Annotated in this window: 17 protein-coding genes, 4 pseudogenes and 1 riboswitch; of the genes and pseudogenes, 17 read left to right on the plus strand and 4 right to left on the minus strand. The window is 58.5% G+C overall.

Annotated features, from left to right (window positions below; all coding sequences use genetic code 11):
- Positions 1-22 precede the first annotated feature (22 nt).
- The 3 genes from CQ14_RS02765 to CQ14_RS02775 all read left to right on the plus strand — a co-directional run bounded on the left by CQ14_RS02765 (position 23) and on the right by CQ14_RS02775 (position 2,445).
- On the plus strand, positions 23-1,279 hold the full coding sequence (locus CQ14_RS02765) for a CaiB/BaiF CoA transferase family protein (RefSeq protein WP_057856393.1): 1,257 nt from the start codon (positions 23-25) through the stop codon (positions 1,277-1,279).
- 64 nt (positions 1,280-1,343) lie between these two features.
- Positions 1,344-2,171, plus strand: a complete 828-nt coding sequence (locus tag CQ14_RS02770) for a citryl-CoA lyase (protein ID WP_057856394.1) — start codon at positions 1,344-1,346, stop codon at positions 2,169-2,171.
- Positions 2,172-2,259: 88 nt separating this feature from the next.
- Positions 2,260-2,445: a hypothetical protein gene (locus CQ14_RS02775; protein ID WP_057856395.1), complete on the plus strand. Its 186-nt coding sequence runs from the start codon at positions 2,260-2,262 to the stop codon at positions 2,443-2,445.
- Between the two features lie 974 nt (positions 2,446-3,419).
- On the opposite strand, the gene CQ14_RS02780 is transcribed toward CQ14_RS02775, so the two are convergent.
- The 4 genes from CQ14_RS02780 to CQ14_RS02795 form a co-directional block, all read right to left on the minus strand.
- Positions 3,420-4,004, minus strand: coding sequence for an anthranilate synthase component II (locus CQ14_RS02780; RefSeq protein WP_057856396.1), 585 nt, complete (start codon positions 4,002-4,004; stop codon positions 3,420-3,422).
- The gene (gene pabB, locus CQ14_RS02785) at positions 4,001-5,395 is read right to left on the minus strand and encodes an aminodeoxychorismate synthase component I (RefSeq protein WP_057856433.1); all 1,395 of its coding nucleotides are present in this window, start codon (positions 5,393-5,395) and stop codon (positions 4,001-4,003) included. The genes CQ14_RS02780 and pabB overlap by 4 nt, the downstream gene beginning before the upstream one ends.
- Before the next feature lie 148 nt (positions 5,396-5,543).
- Positions 5,544-5,855 (minus strand): Dabb family protein, encoded by a 312-nt coding sequence (locus CQ14_RS02790; protein ID WP_057856397.1) that lies wholly within the window; start codon positions 5,853-5,855, stop codon positions 5,544-5,546.
- Between the two features lie 172 nt (positions 5,856-6,027).
- Positions 6,028-6,657, minus strand: a complete 630-nt coding sequence (locus CQ14_RS02795; protein WP_057856398.1) for a GntR family transcriptional regulator — start codon at positions 6,655-6,657, stop codon at positions 6,028-6,030.
- Positions 6,658-6,961: 304 nt separating this feature from the next.
- Between CQ14_RS02795 and bioB the strand changes: the two genes are divergently transcribed.
- From bioB to CQ14_RS45615, 14 genes and pseudogenes are all read left to right on the plus strand, one after another.
- Positions 6,962-7,957, plus strand: coding sequence for a biotin synthase BioB (gene bioB / locus CQ14_RS02800; protein WP_057856399.1), 996 nt, complete (start codon positions 6,962-6,964; stop codon positions 7,955-7,957).
- Positions 7,958-8,011: 54 nt separating this feature from the next.
- On the plus strand, positions 8,012-8,365 hold the full coding sequence (gene panD, locus CQ14_RS02805) for an aspartate 1-decarboxylase (RefSeq protein WP_057856400.1): 354 nt from the start codon (positions 8,012-8,014) through the stop codon (positions 8,363-8,365).
- 80 nt (positions 8,366-8,445) lie between these two features.
- A complete protein-coding gene (locus tag CQ14_RS02810; RefSeq protein ID WP_057856401.1) occupies positions 8,446-9,600 on the plus strand; it encodes an 8-amino-7-oxononanoate synthase in 1,155 nt (384 codons plus the stop codon).
- Entirely contained in the window at positions 9,597-10,229 is a 633-nt protein-coding gene (gene bioD, locus CQ14_RS02815; RefSeq protein WP_057856402.1) for a dethiobiotin synthase, read from the plus strand. Before CQ14_RS02810 ends, bioD begins: the two co-directional genes overlap by 4 nt.
- A complete protein-coding gene (locus CQ14_RS02820) occupies positions 10,226-11,488 on the plus strand; it encodes an adenosylmethionine--8-amino-7-oxononanoate transaminase (protein ID WP_057856403.1) in 1,263 nt (420 codons plus the stop codon). Before bioD ends, CQ14_RS02820 begins: the two co-directional genes overlap by 4 nt.
- Before the next feature lie 3,264 nt (positions 11,489-14,752).
- The gene (locus CQ14_RS43190; protein WP_156434634.1) at positions 14,753-14,917 is read left to right on the plus strand and encodes a hypothetical protein; all 165 of its coding nucleotides are present in this window, start codon (positions 14,753-14,755) and stop codon (positions 14,915-14,917) included.
- Positions 14,918-15,145: 228 nt separating this feature from the next.
- Positions 15,146-15,340, plus strand: a riboswitch (cobalamin riboswitch).
- A 102-nt stretch (positions 15,341-15,442) separates the two neighbouring features.
- Positions 15,443-17,770 carry a 5-methyltetrahydropteroyltriglutamate--homocysteine S-methyltransferase gene (gene metE / locus CQ14_RS02825; RefSeq protein WP_057856404.1) on the plus strand — a complete coding sequence of 776 codons (2,328 nt, stop codon included), beginning with the start codon at positions 15,443-15,445 and terminating at the stop codon, positions 17,768-17,770.
- A 914-nt stretch (positions 17,771-18,684) separates the two neighbouring features.
- Entirely contained in the window at positions 18,685-18,888 is a 204-nt protein-coding gene (locus CQ14_RS02830; protein ID WP_057856405.1) for a cold-shock protein, read from the plus strand.
- A gap of 623 nt (positions 18,889-19,511) precedes the next feature.
- A pseudogene (locus CQ14_RS48050) lies at positions 19,512-19,587 on the plus strand (CBS domain-containing protein); the annotation flags it as partial.
- Positions 19,588-19,765: 178 nt separating this feature from the next.
- Positions 19,766-19,963, plus strand: a complete 198-nt coding sequence (locus tag CQ14_RS45600; protein WP_245320165.1) for a CBS domain-containing protein — start codon at positions 19,766-19,768, stop codon at positions 19,961-19,963.
- 889 nt (positions 19,964-20,852) lie between these two features.
- On the plus strand, positions 20,853-21,572 hold the full coding sequence (locus CQ14_RS02840; RefSeq protein WP_057856406.1) for a helix-turn-helix domain-containing protein: 720 nt from the start codon (positions 20,853-20,855) through the stop codon (positions 21,570-21,572).
- Positions 21,573-22,265: 693 nt separating this feature from the next.
- A pseudogene (locus CQ14_RS48055) lies at positions 22,266-22,643 on the plus strand (cbb3-type cytochrome c oxidase subunit I); the annotation flags it as partial.
- Position 22,644: 1 nt separating this feature from the next.
- A pseudogene (locus CQ14_RS45610) lies at positions 22,645-22,921 on the plus strand (cbb3-type cytochrome c oxidase subunit I); the annotation flags it as partial.
- A gap of 1 nt (position 22,922) precedes the next feature.
- A pseudogene (locus CQ14_RS45615) lies at positions 22,923-23,130 on the plus strand (cbb3-type cytochrome c oxidase subunit I); the annotation flags it as partial.

Below are 23,130 nucleotides of genomic sequence, written 5' to 3' on the forward strand. Positions count from 1 at the left end.
ACCGCAAAGAAGGCTTCGTCAGATGTCCCTGCCGCTCACCGGTATCCGTGTCCTCGACCTGTCGAACGTATTGGCAGGCCCGTTCTGCGGCTACCATCTCGCGCGCCTCGGCTCGGAGGTCATCAAGATCGAAAACTCCAATGGAGGCGATCTCGCGCGGCGCCTTGGCGCCGATCCGCAAAGGGCAGAGCGCCTTCAGGGCCTCTCCTTCGTCGCCGTGAACGCCGGTAAGCAGTCGGTGGCGCTCGATCTGAAGTCAGAAGCGGGAAGAGAAGTGTTTTTCAGGCTGGTGTCCAAGGCCGACGTCCTTCTCGAAAACTTCCGGCCCAAGGTCATGGAGCGACTTGGTCTAGGTTTTGACGCGTTGTGCAAGCGCAACCCACGGCTCATATATTGTGCGATCTCAGGCTTTGGGCAAAACGGTCCTTGGTCCGCCCGCCCGGCCTACGACCAGATCGTCCAGGGCCTTTCCGGCGCGATGAGTATTACCGGTGATGCAGCCACGGCTCCGCTGCGGACCGGCTTCCCGATCTCTGACACCATCGCCGGGCTAACGGCCGCCTTTGCCATCTCCGCGGCACTCGTCGAGCAGCAGCAAATGGGCAGGGGCCGGTTCATCGACGTGTCGCTGCTCGAAGCGACAATCGCAGCTATGGGATGGGTGGTTTCCAATCACCTGAACGGCGGAGTCGAGCCGCGGCCGATGGGGAACGAGAATTTCACGGCCGCACCCTCCGGCACGTTCCGTACCGCAACCGGCCCGCTGAATATAGCCGCCAATGAGCAGAAACACTACCGGATCCTTTGCGATCTGATCGGCCGGCCGGATCTGAAGACAGATCCGCGCTTCGCTAAGCGCGAAGCACGTAAACTGAACCGCGGGGCGCTTAGCGATGAGTTGAATGCGGCCTTGAGCTGCAGGCCTGCGGAGGAGTGGGAGGTACTGTTGAATGCCGCCGGCGTCCCCGCCGGCTGTGTGCTGACCGTTCCGCAAATTTTGCGCGAGCCGCAGTTGCTGGAGCGCGGCTTTATCGAGGCGCTGCCGCTGGGCAGGGCTGGCGAACTACCATTACGCATTACGCGCCCTGGTTTTCGGCTGGATGAGGCGTTTCCTGTCCCCGCACTCCCTCCGTCGCTCGGTGCGGACACAGAGCGATGGCTGGCTCGGCTCGGTTATACCCATCCGGAAATTGAGCACCTTATCGCAAGCGGTGCCGCCGGAACGCGACGTCAAGGAGGAGCTCCGCGGGGCCGCCCGGCGATGGGTGGAGCAGCGTGACGGGCAGGGCGTTGCGCGCAAGCAAGCTTCGGCCGGACATAGGCTGACGAGATCGGAGAACAGAATGAGCGAAGCGCAGCTGCGAGAGCAGGCCGCCCATTGGTGGCGGACCTCCATATGCGACATTGCGCCCGGGCGGATCGCCTACCGCGGATACACCATCGAGGAATTGATTGATCATATTTCCTTCCCGGCAATGATCTGGTTGATGCTGCGCGGCGAGCTACCCACACCGGCGCAGGAGCGGCTGTTGCAGGCTGCACTGGTCGCATCAGTGGATCATGGCCCGCATGCACCTTCTATCGCCATCGCGCAGATGGCTGTCAGTTGTGGGCTTCCGCTCAATGGCGCGATGGCTTCCGCGATCAACACGCTCGGCGACCTGCATGGCGGAGCGGGGGAGCAGGCGATCGAGCTCTACGACGAGGTCCTACGACGCAGCGAGACCAAGAATATGGATGAGGCTGCCGCTGAGGCAATCGATCATTTCACCGCCACGCGCAGCAAATATCTGCCCGGCTTCGGTCACCGGTTTCATCCCGTCGACCCGCGCGCTGACCCGCTGCTCGCACTAGTCGATGCTGCGGTCAGTGATGCTGCCGTCAGCGGTCGCTACGCCAGCGCTGCGCGCGCGATCGAGCGCGTCATGCGCGAGCGCAAAGGCAAGCTCATCCCGATGAACGTCGATGGAGCCACTGCAGTCATCTACGCGGAGCTGGGCTTTGCTCCACCCCTAGCCCGCGGCATCTTCTGCTTGTCACGCGCGGTTGGCATCCTGGCGCATGCATGGGAGCAGACCGGACGCAAGGACCGTAATAAAGGGCCAATGCCCAAGCAGTTCGCCTACAAATATCAGGGGCACCCAAAGCGCGGCCTGAAAGAAGCGCCATGATGTACCTTGAGGGACTGCCGCAGCTCATCCAAATGCGCGTCTTTTCGGCCGTGCACGCCAAATTTCGCCGGCCCGGAGTCCGCTCCGATTGGACGGACGCAAACCGCGTAGGCAAGCCCCGGCTGACTGCTTCATCGAGGGGCCGTCGTTCGATGCGTCTGGAAATCTTTATCTGGTCAATATTCCCTTCAGCCGCATCTTCAGGATTGCACCCGATGGCTTCTGGTCCTTGACCATCGAATTGAGGTTGGCCGAACGGGTTGAATTGCGCTGATGGCCGCATTCTGGTCGCCGACTGCATGAATGGGCTCGTGGAGCTTATGCTGGTCGCGGCACAATCCACACGTTACTCGGTCACCGAATTCCGAGTCGTTCATGGGCTGCAATGGCCTGTATATCGCCTCCACCGGCCTCATCTACTTTAGCGAGTTAGACCGGACTGCACGACCAAACGGACCGCGTGTTCCGCCAGCGTCCGGACCAACGACTAGGTTGCCTGATTTCGAAGGGCCCGAACTGTCTCTTGCTCGATCCGCATTGGTCCGTAGTGTTCATAGCAATGAGGCGCGATAACACCCTTGGCGCGTGCCCTGATGAAAGATGGTGGTGTCGCACACGTAGGTAGGTTTAGCTCATTTTTCGGAACGAGCGGTCCCGTCGCAGATCTTGGCACTTCATAATACAGAAGGATGTAGCCACGTCCTCAAAACAGCGGTACGTTGGCAAGCTGCATCTTTCTGCCATTTCAATCTGCTTGGTTCGAATGGTCTCAGACCGTCGGCCCTTGCGGTCGCGGCGAGCGGACCTGGCGCCAAACCGACGACTTCCACGCCGCTATGAAGAGAGGCCGCGAGCTCGGGGGTAGGCTAGGCCGTTTGCTGGGGGGCTTAGAACGGCACACGCACTTTTCGCTGCGACGTTAACAGTCGGAGACCAAGACTATGATTAACATCTTATCGTCCGTCGCCCTGCGACGTGGCGGGGTTGCGCGACCCGACGCCGGGCCGCGGGCCACTGGGCACCAACGTCCGTAACACCCGCGCAAGGGCGCATTTGGCTCAAGGCGGAACCGCTGCTTAGTGCCCGCCAAAGCTTCGTCGGGTGATCGCGGCGCCGATTTCACGTTGATTTAACTTGCTGCCATTCCCTGCCCTAAGCGATCTGCGTAGTATCTATCAGTCTCGTAGAAGGTGACGATTCGCTTCCGTGCGTTGAGCTGGCAAGTGTGCGACACGCTCTCCGATATCCTCACGATTGGCAAGTCTCTGCGAGTCGCAAGAAGTTCATCAGTAGCACCTGCCCTTGTTGGGTAAGTATCGATTCCGGGTGGAACTGTACGCCATAGGTCGGATGAGAGCGATGTGCGAGGGCCATGATCTCGCCTTCATCCGAACGCGCTGTCACCGTTAGTTGCATTGCGCATGACTCATCGAGCTCAACAACAAGAGAATGGTAGCGGCCAACGCAAAGTGGGGACGGGAGGTTCTTGAACAGTCCGCGGCCGTCATGGGTGACGTATGAGGACCGGCCGTGCATCGGACGACGGGCACGCGCGACGCGTCCGCCGAACACGCTCCCAATACACTGGTGTCCGAGGCAGATGCCGAGAATTGGGAGATGACCTGACAGCTCGCGGATTACGGTTGTCGACAGTCCGGCCTCCATTGGGGTGCAGGGACCGGGGGAGAGGACCAGCGCGTGCGGCTTGAGGCAGGCAAGATCGCTGACGCTGACGACGTCATTCCGGATCACTGCCGTTGCGGCTCCCAGCTGGCGAAAATAGCGGGCAATGTTGAAGACAAAGGAGTCGTAGTTGTCGATGATGACAATCAAGATGCACCAGGTGTGTCAGCACGAAACGCGTCAAATATTCGCTGCGCCTTGGCGAGCGTCTCCTCGTATTCGGCCTCTGGATCCGACATGGCCGTGATCCCGCCTCCTGCATGAAATAGAGCCAAGTCATCGTCGATCGTGACCGTGCGGATCGCGATATTTGTATCCATGTGCCCGTTGAAGCCGATAAAGCCGATCGCCCCGCAATAGACCTCTCGCGCCACCCGCTCGATCTCTGCAATGATCTCCATCGATCGCACCTTGGGCGCCCCGGTGATGGAGCCGCCGGGAAAGCAAGCTCGCAATAAGGTGACGGCGTCTTCATCTACGGCAAGTTCACCCGTCACGGTCGACACGAGGTGATGCACTGAGGCATAGGATTCCAGGGCACACAGCGCTGGAACCTCGACCGACTGCGGCGTACAAACGCGTGACAGATCGTTGCGCAGGAGGTCGACGATCATCGTGTTCTCGGCACGGTCCTTTTCGGACGCGAGGAGGAGTTCAGCGCGGCGCCGGTCGTCTTTGGAATCAGCGGAGCGCGCGGTCGTGCCCTTGATGGGGCGCGTTTCGACCTGCCGTCCATCAAGCTTGAGGAATCGTTCCGGCGAGCTCGAGGCAATGGTCAGCTTGCCGTACCGCAGGAGGGCTGCAAAGGGAGCCGGGTTCAATGACCGTAGCCGACAATAGAAGGCCAGCGGATCAAATGAGCTCGATAAGCGAGCGCTGAAGCGCTGCGCAATGTTCGCTTGGAAGACGTCGCCAGCCAGAATCAAGTCGATGACGCACTGCACCGCCGCCATATAGCCCTCACGGCTGAAGTTAGAATGCCATGCGCCCGCTGTGGCGGGGAAGTCATTCCGCGGCGTCCTTGGGCGGTCGAGCAGCGCTGCAAACTCATCGGTCCGACGACGCGCACGCTCGCGCCGTCGTGCGGGATCCTGCTCCGGCCAGCCGGTCGAGACGATCCAGCATCTGTTGTCACGGTGGTCGAAGCTGATGACCACGTCATAGAAATGCAGGATGGATTGCGGCAACCTCTGACCGGAGATTGCCGGCGCGGGCAGTCGCTCCAGTGTCCTGTTCAGATCATAAGCAAAGAAGCCGGCCGCACCGCCCTGGAATGGCGGCAGATCGGGACGATGCTCTTCTGGGCACCTCGCGAGCAGGCTGCGAAGCGCTCGCCACGGTTCGCCCGCGAGAGCCTCTGTGTTGTAACTCGCCTGTCCGTCCGTGACCGTATAGGTGCTGAACGGCTCGCAGCTCAGATAGGAATAGCGCCCAAGCAGTTCATGCGTTGCCGCGCTGTCGAGAAACGTCAGGTGCGGTCGATGCGCGAGACAGCGCATCGCGGTGACAGGCTCAATCCACCGCAGTTCACGGACGTGCATCGCCTTGTCAGTCACCGACAACGGGCGGCTGGTGGGACGCGCTCCGATTGCGAATCCCACCGTCGTCTGGCACCCACAAGCTTTTGAGACCGATTGCCAGATTAACCCCCGCCAGTTGACCCGAAGCGCTCATTAACTTCGCTTATCGCTACCGTCGAGTGAACCGCGCATCGGCTGATACATTATAGTCGGCCGCGAACCGTAGCTCCCTAAGGGGTCGTACCCGCCTGATCGATTCCTGATACAGATCATGCGCTTTGTACGCTGCCAGCTCCGTCTCGTTGTCGAACTCACCATACACCACCACGTCGATCTCGTTACCAAGCTGGTCGGTCTTGCAATTGCGCGCAATCTCGAGCCGACGTGCATGCGGGATTGTGGTGAGAACCGATAAGCCTTCGATGATTTGCTCGATATGGGCCTGATCCTTGGCGCTGAACAAGACGATGTGACGAATCATGGGTGGCCTTAAGGAGTGATGTCGCAAGGAGGTCGCTTTACTATCTTGGGATCGAGCCCGCTGCAACGGGGGCGCACCCGCAAGCCGCGTCGTGCGGCAAAAAGGTCGGAGGTTTGGCGCGCTTGCGCTTTGCCCGGGGTTTGCAACGGACCTCGCCAGATCTCGTTCGCGGTCATGACGAGGGAAGGGCAAGGCGCTCAATGGTTTGAATGTGGCGCGCGAGCAGACTGCAGGCTTGATCGACGTTGCGCGCCCGCAGGGCTTGCAAAATCAGGCGGTGATCCTGATTGGACCGCGGTCGCCAGCCGCTACTGCGCGCCATCGCGAACACGAGTCGTGAATTTGCAAGCTGTAGTCCGTCAAGGCTCGCGAGCAGGCGCGGCATCGCGCAGGGCGCCACCAGCGCGTGGTGGAAAGCGCGGTTGGCCATTTCAAACTCCTGAATGGTCTGGGCGGTGTCACCTTCAATCAGGGCGAGCTCGATCCGTGCCAAATGGCTCGAGGTGAGCTTTGGCGCCGCATTGCGCAACGCGACCACTTCGAGCGCGGCGCGCATCTCGGCGATCTCCTTCACGGAATTGATATTAAGTGGGGCAACTCGCACACCGTGACGGGGCACGGCAACGACAAGATGTCGGGCCTGAAGTTGCCGAAAGGCCTCGCGCACCGGGACGTGGCTGGAATTGAATTCTCGCGCGATGTGGTCCTGCCGGAGCGGGGCGTCCGGCAGCAGCTCGCCGCTGATGATGCGCTCGCCGATTGCCTCTGCAATGCGCTCCGCGGTCGTCGTATTCTCAGTCATTATAGATTATCTATCATAAACGTTTGCACTCGGGAAGCAGGCGAGTGCCTGGCCATGCACAACGACCAGGCGTCAAAGTCGTATTAGGTGCCCTGATTTTGCGGCATTTCTCCAAATCTAGGCTTATTTCGCGGTCCTTAGGCGCCAACACCACTTTACATCTTTGCCTTGAGCGCTCAGCTGGACGCCTGCAAGCTGCGCCGAAGATCATCTCCTCAATGTTCAAGTACTGTTGCCGTGAGCAAATGTTGTAGATTATATCTTCAATTATCTACGGTAAGCGCTAATAGGAAAGCAAGTCTAAATGGTTCATGGCGTGGGAGTGCAAAGGAACGAAAACGGCAACAGCGCGACGGTTCGCAGTGACTGGGAGCGCGCCGAGGCCGAAGCACTTTATGGCCTGCCTTTTGCCGACCTGATGTTTAGGGCGCAGAGCGTTCATCGCGAGAGCTTCGATCCAAATCACATCGAAACCGCAAGTCTACTCAGCATCAAGACCGGCGGCTGTCCCGAAGACTGCGGCTACTGCGCCCAGAGCGCGTATTACGACACCGGCCTGAAAGCCAGCCGCCTAATGGCTCGCACTGATGTGGTCGCCACCGCGCAGCGCGCCAAGGACGCCGGCGCGAGCCGCTTTTGCATGGCCGCCGCCTGGCGCAATCCAAAGGACCGCGATCTCGATCAGGTCTGCGAGATGGTCAGCGCGGTCAAGGCTCTGGGCATGGAAACCTGCGTCACTCTCGGCATGCTGACCTTGGGGCAGGCCGCACGGCTCGCTGAGGCCGGGCTCGACTTCTACAATCACAATGTCGACACCTCGCCGGAGTTCTACGGCAGAGTCATCACCACTCGCACCTTACAAGACCGCATCGATACACTTGCGCACGTGCGCGAGGCTGGCATCAAGGTGTGCAGCGGCGGCATTATCGGCATGGGCGAGCGTGCCGAGGACCGACTCGGCATGCTCGTGCTGCTCGCTAATCTCCGAAAGCATCCGGAAAGCGTGCCGATCAACCTCTGGAACGAGGTCAAGGGCGTACCGGTCTACGCCACCGCCGAGCGCCCTGATCCGATCGCGCAGGTGCGCCTGGTGGCGACGGCCCGGATCATGATGCCCAAGAGCGTGGTGCGGTTGTCCGCCGGACGGCAATACATAACCGATGAACTACAGGCGTTGTGTTTTTTGGCCGGCGCGAATTCAATCTTCATCGGTGATGTGCTGTTGACGACCGAAAACCCGAAATCCGACCGGGATGCCGATTTGCTGAACCGGCTCGGTATCACGTCCGGGCTTGCCTGAGTAAAGCAGACCAGCGGCGAACACCTCCCACGGAATTTTCAGTCTAGGTGAACAATGCAGATTACTTTGATGAAAGGTAAAATCCATCGCGCCTCGGTAACCGAAGCCGATCTGCACTATGACGGCTCGATATCGATCGATCGTACGCTGCTGGATGCGGCGGGATTTTTGATAAACGAGCGTGTTGAAATCTATAATATCGAAACCGGAGCGCGCTTTGCTACCTATGTGATCGAGGCGCCCAAGGGCTCTAGCACGATAAGCCTCAACGGTGCGGCCGCTCGAGTCGCGATGCCCGGAGAGAAGATCATCATCGTCGCATATGCCTCCTTCGAAGAGGCGGAAGCGAAAATCTTTAGACCACGCGTTGTGCTGGTTGATCAAGAAAATCGCATCTTACCGGGTTGAAAACATGAAGGCCGATGGATGAAGCCTTGTTCTTGGCTGCCAATGGAATTCTGCGCGTAAATGCGACCTGGGAGTGAAGGATGAGCTCGACCCATGCGGCCAAAATGAGAAATTATGCCACGGCCCTGCATGCCTTAAAAGAAGACGACCGGCTGCGCTGCCTCAAGCCGCGCGCTGGCGTCGACTTTTCTTCGAACGATTATCTTGCGCTGGCGAGCGCGCCTCGTATGAAGATGGCCGTCGTGGCCGCGCTCGAAGCCGGCACACCAGTTGGAGCCGGCGGCTCGCGGCTCCTGCGCGGCAATTGCGAGGAACACGAAAGTCTCGAAGCAGAAGCAGCTCAGTTCTTTGGGGCGAAAACCGCGCTTTTCTTTAGCGGCGGCTACCTTGCAAATTTTGCCGTCCTGACAACGCTGCCGCAGCGGGGCGATCTGCTCGTTCTCGCTTCTCTTGTGCACGCGAGTATTCATGAAGGCGCGCGCGCTGGCCGGGCGGAGTTTCGGATAAGCGATCATAACGACGCCCAGTCGGTCGAAGACAAAATTCGTGACTGGCGGGTCAAGGGCGGAACGGGCCGGGTCTGGATCGTGGCCGAAAGTCTCTACAGCATGGATGGCGATTTCGCACCACTTGAAGATCTGGTCGCGCTCGCGGACCGCCACGACGCATTCCTAATCGTTGATGAGGCCCATGCCACAGGCGTTTACGGCAGGCAGGGACGGGGGCTCACGGCGCCGTACGAGGGGAGCGAAAATCTCGTGGTCGTTCATACCTGCGGCAAAGCGTTGGGCGCTGTCGGTGCGCTCGTCACTTGCACACGCGTGCTGCGCGACTTCTTGGTCAATCGTTGTCGCCCGTTTATCTTCGCCACCGCACCGCCACCGTTGACGGCGGTCGCCGTGCGGGAGGCACTCTCAATTTTGCAGGAGGAACCTGAGCGTCAGCAGTGTCTGGCCAAGCTGGTCGCCTTCACCCATCGGGAGATTAGTTTGCGCGGTCTGCGCAGTCCTTCGGACTCGCAGATCGTGCCCCACATCATTGGCGGCAACGCCCATACAATGCGGCTCGCCTCTGCACTGCAGGAGCGCGGCTTCGACGTTCGCGGAATCCGGCCGCCAACCGTGCCGGCGGGAACGGCACGATTGCGAATTTCACTCACGCTTAACGTCAGGGAAGGTGATGTATCCGACATGCTTGATGCGTTGGTCGAAGAGACGTGGGGCGATTCGCGATGACTCAGCGGATCGTGGTGACAGGCACAGATACCGGGATTGGGAAATCGGTCTTTTCCGCAGGGCTCGCCAATCTCCTCGGCGCGAACTATTGGAAACCGATTCAGGCCGGCCTTGAAGGAGAGACCGATAGCGAGCTCGTGGCGCGGCTGGGCAGTCTCTCACCCGATCGCATCGTGCCGGAGCTTTACCGGCTTCGAACGCCCGCTTCGCCCCATTACTCAGCCGAAGTCGACGGAGTTCGCATCGACACAGATGCGATCGATGTGCCGGACAGCGGGGATCGTCCGCTCGTGATCGAGGGCGCCGGCGGGCTAATGGTCCCGCTGAGTGGCGGCACACTTTTTGTCGACGTCTTCGAACGCTGGCGGCTTCCCGTCGTGCTTTGCGCAAGCACGCGACTTGGCACCATCAATCACGCGCTGCTGTCGATAGAAGCTCTGCGAAAGCGCCAGATCCGCATTCTCGGAATTGCATTCATTGGCGAACGCAATTTTGAGCCTGAGAGGGCAATTTGCGAAATCGGACGCGTGCGTTGGTTGGGGCGATTGCCTTGGCTTTCTCCTTTAACGGCAAACGCGCTGCAGGCGGTCTTCAAAGACTCGTTTCTCCCTTGGGACTTCAAACCATGATCAAGACGAAGTCGCCGATCTGGCATCCGTTCACGCAACACGCGCTTCAGGATGAGATGATCAAGATCGTGCGTGGTGACGGCGCTTATCTCCACACCGCGGACGGTCGCCGTATCATAGATGCAATCTCATCTTGGTGGGTCGTGACCCATGGTCATTGTCATCCACATATCGTGCGCGCGATTCAGAAGCAGGCAGGCAAGCTCAACCAGATGATCTTCGCCGGCTACACCCATGATCCAGCTGAAGAGGTTGCTGCGCTACTTTTGAAACTCGCGCCCCGTGGCCTCGACCATGTCTTCTTTTCCGACAGTGGCTCAGCCAGTGTGGAAGTAGCTTTAAAAATGGCACTCGGTTATTGGCATAACATCGGCAAGCAGCGAATACGCATTGTCGTGATGCAACATTCCTATCACGGCGACACGGTTGGGGCGATGTCGGTAGGTGCTAGAAGCGTGTTCAACGCGGCGTACGGGCCCCTTCTATTCGAGGTTACCTCAATCCCGTTCCCCGCGGCAGGTCGTGAGCAGGTGACGCTTGATGCGCTCGAGTCCGTTTGTCGAAACGAAATTCCGGCCGCCTTTATCGTGGAGCCTCTGATATTGGGTGCGGGCGGAATGCTGATGTACCCAGCGTGGGTGCTAAAAGAGATGAAGCGAATCTGCGAAGCATCCGAGGTTCTGTTCATAGCCGATGAGGTCATGACGGGCTGGGGCCGTACCGGAACCTTATTCGCCTGCGAGCAGGCCAATGTGACGCCCGATATTGCCTGCTATTCGAAGGGCCTCACGGGAGGAGCGCTTCCGCTCGCGGTAACACTCTGCCGCGCGGATATTTTTCAAGCGCATTATTCGAAAGACCGTACGCGTACCTTCTTTCATTCGAGTTCATATACCGCTAATCCAGTGGCCTGCGCCGCCGCAAAGGCTAACCTGGATCTCTGGCAAAGTCAGGAATACCGCCAGCGCGTGGCGTCGGTTGCCACCATGCAAGAGCAGGCCGTTGAGCCATTCCGCACCGACCCGCGCTTTGCAAACGTCCGTCGGGCGGGCACCATCACAGCACTCGATCTGCAAACGAGCGATGCCGGCTATCTCGCTAGCATCGGACCGAAGCTTCAGGCCTTCTTTAAAGACCGAAATCTGTTGCTGCGCCCGCTCGGCAATACGATCTATGTGATGCCGCCTTATTGCGTCACGGCGACAGATCTTGACCAAATCTATGCCGCCATCAGGGATTCTGCTGATGCGATGGCTTGAGGGNTGCCTTGGTGCGTGTAGCATTAGGAGCATTTGACCTTTTCGGCGCTTAGGCGNATAGTTATCTACCTGAATATCAATCTACAGCAAACTTTAGAACCGATCTGAGAGAGTGTTGCTGATACACCAGATACCAAACGCGCCCGTAGATGGCGTGAATTCGCTAATATTGCTGATAGCGCTACGGCAGCGCGACCCAAAGACGCTCCCCATGAGGAAAGCGCAGCTGAGAAGTTCTTCTTTGATGGTCCGCGGTCAAAAACGTCTCCGCACGTTCTTATGAGGAACGCGAACACCTCGGCTTCGCCAAGGCAGCCGCAAAATCTACATCTTACCCAGCCCACAGTGAACATGCATTTCGAGCAGCTGGAGGTAAAACCGGATGCTGCCCTCTGACAGCGCAAAAGCCAGCGACGAGATCGGGTGAGTGCTGTCACACGCACCCCATCAGCCCAGCTAGTTGAAATCGGTCGAAGAAAGGCGTGCGATCGCGGGATTTAACCGCCGACGCGCCGCTCATTGCATTAATCAAGATGAATACATTCGTTACAAATTGGAAATCTCAGCGAAGCACTTCGATTGAGCGGTCGCTTTCACCAAGGCGGCGCACATCAGGGTCAAACTCTTGCGCGCATTGCCCGTACGCTAATGGGGAGACTTGGCATCGCCGGCGCGGCATTTCACGTGCGGGCGTGATGCTGAGGCGAAGAAAGTGCAGGGGGTATCCACCTAACTCCGACAGGAGGCGAGATGCGCAACAGCTCCCATATTCCCTACCACGGTCCAGTGAGGTGCTGTGCGATATGCGGCGGAAAGTTCGGGCTGATCCGCCACTACTGCTGGCGAACGGCCCTTTGTTCCATGAAATGCGTCGACCGCCTCAAGGCGCGGCGGGAGGCCGACCACAAATGGCTTCGCTGGTTGCGAGCGGCTTAATAGGTGGCACCGAGACGCCGCGGGAGACGGGGTCGGGGCAGAAGCGCATTAGCGGAGTTGAGAAACTTGTCATTAGAATTCGGTGTGACGCATTAAAGAGTAACATGGAAGTATCAAGTGACAGAGACGTCGGCAACAATCATCGACTTTACAGCTTACAGGATGAACAAGCGTGCCGCGGCTGACCTGTCGCGCGACGTAATTTGGTTGACTGCGCCATATCCAGCGGTCGCATCCTTGTATCTCTTCTGGCCGTTTCTGGCCTGGATCCCGTTTGGTTTGCTGGATCCGTCCGTGTCGGAACAGGAGCCTTCGTGAGCAGTCCCCGGACGCGGCGCGGGGAACTAGTGACGGAGATGGATGCGCGACTGTTAACGTTTGTGCGTGGGTTCCCAATTTTGGAGACGAGATCGTTCTTGCCAGCATTGACAGTTTTCTCTCGACTTCCATAGGAAGCACTGACTGCAGGGATACGAGGCAAGCGATCGATCGAGATCTATAATAAGTCAAAGTTAAGAGCAGCCTCCTTGAACGTGTCGCGATTCCAATGCTGCAGCGGTGAATGGTGGAGGGACGTCGTGTCGCCTGGGCCGCCGCGTACACATGATACGGCACGCATGGCCGATCCATCGTCGAAGTATCCTGGTCGGAGATAGTGTTGGCAATGTCGGCCTGGGATTCGGCAAGACAGCGTCTGTCAGCATGGCCTAGGGAATTATCCCTTAGATGCGGCTGCTGCGCAGACAGGCAAACCCATGCTTTGCTTCTGGCGGAACGCCGGAGGACCATCTCGGTCTCACCCCCGGAGTGTTAATGTCATGCGTAGATCCGAGGTGCTGGGAATGAAAGCCGACCAAACGGGAGTGTGCTAAGATATACGTAGACTTGCACTGAATAGGTGTTTTCGTGGATGAGCAGTTTTTAAAGGACCGGGCCCAGATCATTCGCGATCTAGCGGACAAGGCAGACCCTTTCACTAGAAAAAGGCTGCTGGACCTAGCGGAACGGTATGATAGACGTATAAGACCGACGGTCTCAGATGACAAAGCGCGGCGAAACTAGTTGGTCGTGGAACTGTTCCGACCGATCAGGCGACTCACCATTGATTGCACGTGGCCGATTTCGTGGTCGACATCCATGAGCGACGCTCTGGAGTCCGCCTGAAGGGACCCGACCGCACGTTTTCTTCAGAGCCGCTCGCGCCTGAAGACGCGGAGGCGGCTTATTACATTACGAGGACGTCAATCGCCCGTCTTGCGGAGGCGTCCTCTTCTCGAAATTAGGATGGGTGACCGTACGCCGGCATTTACGAACAACTGTTCGCCGAGGCTAATGACCTGTATCTGCGCGAGAACCTGCTCGCACCATGCGTTTTTGCGGTCAAAGCCATTGAGATCCTGCAAATCAATCTCTTGCCGGATGCAGAAAAAAGGCCGCGCGAATGTTACGCGCGGCCAAGTCAGGGAGGAACGCCCCAAGGGGCGGCTGAAGGAGCATCGAGATGAGTAGATCGATCACTCACCGAGAACTCCAAGCTGTGAGAGCATCAGTGTTACGAGATGCTTTTTTATTCGTCTCTAGTCGCGCGAAGTGATCGAATACTTGAGTTCTTGCGCGGTTTGGCGGTAATTTTTGTACATGTCTCGCATCTTTTGTGCAAAGATGATCAGCTGGACGCATCGTTCAGCTCGACGTATCGGTCGGTCTACCGCGATAAGCCCGGATACCTAAGGAGGTCACCGTTCCCTTCTTTGTTCAGGCGGGATGTCGTTTCGGCGACACTCATCACGGGTTTCGGTGATCTATTACAAGCCTGTACGTGACGTGCGCTGCGAGTTCAGAATCGTGAGAAGCTACAGACCTATGGGAATGTCAACGTAGCGCATCGATGGCTCGTCGGCGTCCGCCGGACCGAGCTGGTCCGAAGCCGACTGGCAAGCCGCAAGCGCTGCCGATGTCTGCTCTATGGCCTGCAAAAGCGAAGCATCACGCGGATATGGCGCGGCCAAAATGGTCGTTTCGGAGTGCGACGGTGGACGGTTCGAGTCCGCAGACGACAGAATGGATGACATGCCGCTCGAAGGCCACGAGATCGGGGGTGCCCGTAACTTTCAAGCACGGGCCAGGAAGGTGATGCGGCAGTCGTGCCTGAACGGGCCGCTTTTTTTTGGCCAAGGTGGTCGCTGAGCCGATGCAGGCGATAGAGATGCGCGGAGGTGGGCAACCTTCGGTCAATGGCTACGTCAGCGCATGGGTACGGCGATGCGACAGTAAGTTTCGGCAAGATATGGGTGTGCCTCGCGATATAGCATGTAGGCGCGTGCAGAGTTGGAGGCGGTCGCCTACCGATTTTCCTGCGGCGCTCACCACCGCGGAAATGTTCGGACCTTTGCCGAGCGGATGCCGGGCGTGCCGCTGCTCGCCAACGTGACCGCCTTCGGCAAGACGCCGTTTCTTGCGGCGGCAGAATTCGAAATAACTAATCAATGGTGATCTGGCTCGTGTCGGCGCTGCGGGTGGCGAATAAGGCGCAGGAAGATGTGTAAGCTGGGATCGCGCAACCGCCGCACCCACATGATTGTCGATCGAATCCAGACGTGCGCCCAACTCTATGCCGCGATCGGGCCACACGACGACGAGGCTAGATGCCTCCGTTCTCCAGACAATCGCTCCGAACCGCACAAAGAATTATCGAGAGGTTGACGGAACAGTCCTCTTGCAGGTAATCGGAGATGTCGAGGTTCTCCGGATGGATCCGGAGCTAAGAGGGAAGCCGGTGCGATGCCGGCGCTGCCCCGCAACTGTAAGCGGCGAGCCGCTGTCCAATAGAAGCCACTGAAGCCACGCGGCTTTGGGAAGGTCGGATAGCGGCGACGACCCGCGAGCCAGGAGACCTGGCCCGACAATATATTCGTCCACGGGCGGGGTGTCCCGGTGGTGCGCCAAGCAGTTGCCGCTTTCCGCGGCTTTTCTGCGCGCGTCCGCCATGGCCTTTGCTCCCAACATGGGGTTGAAGCTATGTCTCTTCTCTCGATTCCTGTCGCTACCCTCGGTACGCCGCGCATCGGTCCGCGCCGCGAACTCAAACTCGCGCTCGAGAGCTATTGGGCCGGAAAATCTGACGAAACGCAGCTTCTTGAGGCCGCGGCTGCGCTTCGCGCCGCCAACTGGGCGCGGCAGAAATCGCTCGGCGTAACCGTTATTCCTTCAAACGACTTCTCGCTTTATGACCATGTGCTCGATACCAGCGTGATGGTCGGTGCCATTCCGGAAATTTACGGTTGGAGTGCAGGCCCTGTTTCGCTCAAAACCTACTTTGCGATGGCACGGGGCGTGCAGCGCGATGACCATGACGCGAATTGCGGTCACGCCGAGCACAGCGCGGCAGCGCAGGAGATGACCAAATGGTTCGACACCAATTATCACTACATAGTGCCGGAATATCACAAGGATCAGACCTTCACGCTTTCCTCTCGCAAGCCGATCGAGGAGTACGAAGAAGCGAAAAACCTGGGTTATCAGACGCGCCCGGTGCTTGTTGGTCCGGTCACCTTTCTCAAGCTCGGCAAGAGCGCCGATCCTGCATTCGATACGCTGTTGCTTCTCGATAGGCTGCTGCCGGTCTATGTAGACGTTCTCCGCGAACTCACCTTAAGGGGCGCCGAGTGGGTGCAACTGGACGAGCCATGTTTGGTCCTGGACCTCGATGCTGCCACACGCGACGCGCTGCGCCGGACCTACACCTATCTGGCGAAAAAGGTTCCCGACGTGAAGATCATGCTCGCTACCTATTTTGGAACGATCGGCGATAACCTGGAAGCCGCTTTGACGTTGCCGGTTGCGGGCCTTCACATCGACCTGGTCCGCGCCCCGGAGCAGTTGGACGTGATTGTCGCCGACGCTCGAAGGGATCTTGTCATTTCCCTCGGAGTCGTCGATGGCCGCAATGTCTGGCGTTCGAACCTTCCAGCGGTGCTCGACCGGCTCGAACCTGCCATCGCAAGGCTCGGCAAGGACCGCGTGCAGATTGCACCCTCATGCTCGCTGCTTCATGTCCCGATCGATCTCGAACTAGAGACCGATCTCGATCTCGATGTGAAAAGCTGGCTTGCTTTCTCCGTCCAGAAGATCGGAGAACTCGCAACGCTGGGCCGCGTGCTGGCTAAAGGATGGGAGGAAGCGGCGGATGTACTTGAGGCTTCGGAGGCCGCGGCCGTCGCGCGCGAAACGTCACCCAACGTTCACAATGCGAACGTCGCCAAGCGAATGGCTGCAATCGATGGCAGCATGCGGCGTCGTCACAGTCCTTTCGCCCGGCGCGCCGAGGTTCAGCGCGCGCGGTTCCGATTGCCGACATTTCCAACGACGACGATCGGATCGTTCCCGCAGACGCTGGAGGTTCGCAACGCCCGCGCAGCCCATTCCCGGGGAACAATGAGCGACGCACAATACGAGCAGTTTCTCAAGGAGGAGACGGCGCGTGCGGTGCGCTGGCAGGAAGACATTGGTCTCGACGTTCTCGTGCATGGAGAGTTCGAGCGCAATGACATGGTGCAGTATTTCGGTGAGCGGCTGTCCGGCTTCGCATTCACCAAGCATGGTTGGGTTCAGTCCTACGGCTCGCGATATGTCCGGCCGCCCATCCTGTTTGGCGACGTCTCCCGGCCGACGCCGATGGCGATGGAGTGGTGGCGCTTCGCGCAATCGCTGACCAAGAAGCCACTGAAGGCGATGCTGACTGGGCCGGTGACGATCCTGAACTGGTCATTCGTCCGTGATGATATTCCACGGAGCGAAGCATGCCATCAGATCGCGCTCGCGATACGTGACGAGGTGATCGATCTGGAGAGGTCCGGCGCGATGATGATCCAGATTGACGAGGCTGCGCTCCGAGAAGGATTGCCGCTGCGCAAGTCACAATGGAAGACCTACCTCGGCTGGGCAGTAGACAGCTTCCGCATCTGCTCGGCTGGGGTGGCCGACGAGACCCAGATCCACACCCATATGTGTTATTCAGAGTTCAACGACATCATCGATGCGATCGCGGCAATGGATGCCGATGTCATCTCGATCGAGACGTCACGGTCAAAAATGCAGCTGCTTGATGCCTTCAAGAGCTACAAATATCCAAACGAGATCGGACCGGGCGTTTACGACATCCATTCGCCGCGCGTCCCGGATGCAGCCGAGATGAAAAATCTCATTGCGCTGGCGCGGCAGCGGCTTTCCGATGCGCAGCTCTGGATCAATCCCGATTGCGGCTTGAAAACGCGCCGATGGGAGGAGGTGCGTCCCGCGCTAACCAATATGGTCGCGGCTGCCCGTGAATTGCGGGCGGCGTCCTGATCCCAGTTGCCGATCTCCGACGTCTTTTTTCACAGGGGGCGCCGATGCGTTTTCTAAATCAAATGCCTCCCGCTTTGGAAAGGAGGAGCCCTGTTGCGTGATTTATCGCTGGTGGGAGCGATGTAGCGTGGTGGCGAGAAAACGATCCTGAAGTTGGTCGGAAGCAAGGCTCAAACGATCGAGGGGAACGAAATGCTCTCGATCCATCTCGGTACTGCTGGAGGGTTGAGTTATTGAGTTGAGTGTTTGCCGACTTTGGGAACCGGAACGGCGAAGCGTCGGACGATTTGCGAATGGTCGACGCGGATCCGGACCATTCGTATCGTCTTGCCCGGTCATGTGAGGTCAGGCCGGAGGGCGCTTTCGCTTCCTCGTCTCGCGGGCGAACCAATCGTCTTCGTTCGCCTGAGACAAGGCGACCTTTTCGCGCTGGAAGATCGCTGGGCTCATCAGTAGGTGCCATTGTCGAAGGCGTCGCGAGAGATTACTGGCTGCACTGCTGCTACCCACGGCGCTCCACGCCACCTCCGTCGCTATCCCCCACCCAACAGAGCAAATCCGACAGCCAGGGCGAAAACGGCATCGGAGAAAACTTTGGCGTAAGGTCGCAAACCCGATGAACCAGAGTCTATTGCTAATCGCAAAGTAGGCAAAAATATTGCTCCGTAGCGGAGCGTCCTTGTCGTGATGCGCTTCCAAAGCTCTTCCTGCCTTCTGAAGGCGTGAACAGCACCAGGCCGTTGTTCGTTCTGCGCCTTCTATCCTGTTCGCCTGATTTCCAGACGGAAGGCGCGGCGCTAGCGCACTAACGCTAATCACAGTTCCGGAAATCACAAATCACTTGAGGCGAGCAGGTGCGTCGAGTTTAAATGATCTGATACGCGATTTGATTGAAGTGATTCGGAGAGAAGAACATGCCCAAAGGCAAGGTGAGGCTGTTTAAGGAGGATAAGGGTTACGGCTTTATAGGGCCTGACAGCGGTGGTGAAGACCTCTTCTTCCACGTGAGCAGCTTATCGCCCGGTGTAACGCTCAAGCAAGGCGACCGCGTCAGCTATGAAACCGCTGTAGACCACAGGACGGGACGTGGTCGAGCCGAAAAGGTCGTGATCGATTGATCATAGAGACTTGGGCAGATTCATCCCGGCCCATACGAAGGCTTATTAGCGAGGGCGTCAGAGCGCCTTTCGCTTCTCCGACACGATATTGGTCTGCGAACAGAACTTGCTGCACTATGCTACCGGAGTGGCCAACNACCCGACAGCGCGAGAATCACGCACTCGACCAAGCTTGCGGCATACCTCGTANCTCCAGTTTACGATAAAGTCGGCAGGCGCTATCTCGAGTCGGTTGGCATGCAACGTGTAATCGCGAACGCCGTGCATCTCGCAAAAACTTTCGTTTGGCGAGATCTATAGCCTGCGCATTGTCTAAGACATCCAAGTCCACTATGCCCTCACAGATGTCACACTACTTGGCCGTTCTCGCCGAGGACATTCTTATAAAATCGAGCGATAATGCGCGACATACATATGATCTTGCTTTACCCGTCCAGAATGAACCGCCAGGTTTAGTTTCCCGACTGACATTGATTGATCTTCGTCAACTTGCCGGAATGCGTCGGGGTCGGAGCGCCTGCTTATTCACATCGGCCAACCTGAATTCGTTCGACTTGAGCTCGCTCAATGTGACCAGCTAACCTCGCGTGCTTGAATAGCCTAATCGACAGCGAGGGCTCGCCTTGTACAATTTTCTCGAACAGACGGTTGCCCATTACATGACGCGAGAGCCTCGGACGGTTTGGCGCGATATGACGGNTGTGCGAACTTGGCAACCTTTTCGAGAAGGAAGATTTCAATGCCTATCCGGTNCATGGACGGATCGCATGTGGTCGGCATCATGTCCAAGCTTGACTACCTGTCCTGCTTCGTTTTCAGCCCGGCGCGCATCCTCCCGCGCTACCCCGACCTGATGCAGCGGACGACCGTCGATCTGATGAGGGCGGAATTTATTTATGTCGCGCCGTCAACGAGGTTGACCCGCGTGCTGGAGCTGATGATCAACCACCGCGTTCGCAGCATGCCGGTGCTCGACAGCGAGCAGCGGCTTGTCGGCATCATTTCGAGGAAGGACGTAATGCGAGCGCTGCAGGATTGCGCCACGGCGGATGCTGTTTCTCGCCCGATCTCCTAGGCGACTGCCTTGATGCACCTTCAATCTTCGATCTCAGCAATAGATATGCGAACGATAATCCCGTGGCGTGGTAGGCGCGATTCGTTCCAGTCGTTGCCTAATCGTCAATCGTCTCTCCAACATGATGGTCGAAGTTGGATTGATCTGGACGAGGTCCAAACGAACGCAATGTTCCAGAGTTCGGATTGGTGAGGTGGAACCGCGCTTCCGCTTCCGTTGTTCCGTCGCGGACCACGCGCAGGGCGGCGAACCGATTAGCCCGCCCATCGAGACATAAAATCAAATCGCATCCTGGCAGAGTGAGGAATTAGTGTAACACCCAGCCACCTCCTTAGTTTTCCTCGTCCGGCCGCAGTTTTGCGATGCGACGCGCTTCGCCGCGGGCCCGCCGAGCGCGGCGTCGATCCTGAACCAGGGGCGCAACGATCATATGGCAGGTACCCGCGCCGCGTTTGGGGAGAGCCCGGCTCTTACGAGAAAAGTGCGATGGCAGAATCGGCTTCAGAAAAAGGTTGTTCGTGGCGATCCTGCTCTGTTCAAAGCCAGCTTGATTGGTGGTGGGAGCTGCTGCGGGCTTTATCAGGCCCGTGATAATTATGCTGACGAGCGGCCGGAGCGGGGTGACCGTCTGTTCACGAGGTTGTGCAGCAGGCCAGAGACTGCGATAGCCGGGCGCGCGCCTCGATCTGGAGCGATCTAGAAGCCTTGGATCTCATTGAAAGCTCGGGCTCGCCTCCTCAACGACGTCCGCGGGGCCGCCGAACGGCATAGCCCACGGCATCTCCGGCGATGATCTGCATCAACCACTTCATACCTACGGACGCTACACTGCATCAGCCGCGGGAAAACGCGCGCATGAGGCGTCTGCGGGCTGCGATCGGAGGAACGTGTGAAGATTTCGGGTTCGAGGGAAGGAACACATTGGCAATCGTGTCACGATTGCACAGCGAGGGGCTTTGCCATCTGCGCAGCGCTCAACAACACCGAATTGCGCGAATTGGCCCAGCTGTCGCGGCATGTTCGTTTCGAATCCGGCGCCACTGTATTCGCACAGGCAAACATAGCCACGTCATTTTTCAGCGTGCATAAGGGGATTCTGCGTATCTACAAGCTGCTGCCGGACAGCCGGCGCCAGATTGTCAGTTTTGCATTGCCGGGTGATTTCCTCGGGCTCTCCACCTTGCCGCGGCACGAGTTCTCCGCTGACGCGATCGGCCGCGTCGCGTTGTGCCAGGTCGCCAAAGAGTCGTTCGCGACATTCTCCGAGAACCGGCCGCGGTTGCTGTGCCGTATGATGGAATTGGCGGGCCGCGAGCTGGCCCGGGCACAGGAACATATCGTCTTGCTCGGACGGCGATCCGCCGAAGAGAAGATAGCCAGCTTCCTGATCGGCTGGCGCGACCGACTGAATGGAATTGGACGTGATGGAGAAATTCTGACGCTGCCGATGAAACGGCTGGACATCGCGGATCATCTGGGGCTCACCATCGAGACGGTGAGCCGTACCTTCTCGAAGCTCGAACGTGGTGGTGTGATCCAGATCTTTGCTGGTGGCGTCGTCCTGTTAGATGCCGCGCGCGTCGAATCGTTGTCTGCGGGCGTAAGTTGAAGCGCGTCGAGTTGGGTTCTTTTACCTCTTTTGATCAAGGTCAAAGACGCATCCCTTGAAACCGCGATATATTCGCATCGACTTTAATGGAGTTCGTCATGTCCGCTGCGCTCTTGGTTTCCGCCGCTGTCATCTCGGTCTTTGTGATTATCGCCGCTGTTCTTGCTTGGGCCAGTGTCCAATCACCGGGGTCGCATCAGGCGGCACCGGGAGAGCGCAAGCGTCGTCCATTCTGATTCCTAGTGAAGTCGCTGGAGCTGGTGCAACACGCCCGCCGATCGTGCGGGTAGCTCATCGGGCTGATCCCAATCAAAGACAACACAGCGAACCGGGCTGACGGGGCAGACGCCCATGCAAAGAGAATTGCACATGCAGCAAGTTCAATCCGCGACATGGATGACTCACGGTGAAGCGGGGCTGATGCTATTCTTCTCGATGGCAGCTTTCGTTTGCGTGTTCGCAGCAGCCATGGCGCTGGACGCGCCGTTCGCGTTCCATGCTTCGCTCGCTGCAGTGGCAAGCGGCGCTGCGTCGTTCACGATCATGAACCGGTATCTCGATCGTCCCGTCTCGCTGCCGCCCCAGGAAATTAACGGCAAGCCGAACTACAATCTCGGTCCGATCAAGTTTGCTTCCTTCATGGCGATGTTCTGGGGCATCGCCGGATTTGCGGTTGGCTTGTTGATCGCGTCCCAGCTCGCCTGGCCCTCCCTTAATTTCGATCTGCCGTGGACCAGCTTCGGCCGCTTGCGGCCGCTGCATACGTCGGCCGTCATCTTCGCCTTCGGCGGCAACGTGCTGATCGCAAGCTCACTCTATGTCGTGCAGAAGACCTGCCGCGTGCGCCTGGCGGGCGATCTCGCCCCCTGGTTCGTCGTCATCGGCTACAACTATTTCATTCTCGTTGCCGGCACCGGCTATCTGCTCGGCGTCACCCAGTCTAAGGAATATGCCGAGCCGGAATGGTATGCGGATCTCTGGCTGACGATCGTCTGGGTGGTGTACCTGCTGGTGTTCCTAGGGACCATCATCAAGCGAAAAGAACCGCATATCTTCGTCGCCAACTGGTTCNCCTCGCCTTCATCGTCACCATCGCCGTACTGCATCTCGGCAACAATCCTGCCGTGCCGGTGTCGATATTCGGCTCGAAGTCCTACGTGGCCTGGGCCGGTGTCCAGGACGCCATGTTCCAGTGGTGGTACGGGCATAACGCGGTCGGCTTCTTCCTGACCGCCGGCTTCCTCGCCATCATGTATTACTTCATTCCGAAGCGCGCCGAGCGGCCGATCTATTCCTACCGCCTGTCGATCATCCATTTCTGGTCGCTGATCTTCCTCTACATCTGGGCCNCCTGCATTACACGGCACTGCCGGACTGGGCGCAGACACTCGGCATGACGTTCTCGATCATGCTGTGGATGCCCTCATGGGGCGGCATGATCAACGGCCTGATGACGCTGTCGGGTGCCTGGGACAAGCTTCGCACCGATCCCGTGCTGCGCATGCTTGTCGTGTCGGTCGCCTTCTACGGCATGTCGACCTTCGAAGGGCCGATGATG

The organism is Bradyrhizobium lablabi (assembly GCF_001440475.1).
Lineage (GTDB): Bacteria > Pseudomonadota > Alphaproteobacteria > Rhizobiales > Xanthobacteraceae > Bradyrhizobium > Bradyrhizobium lablabi.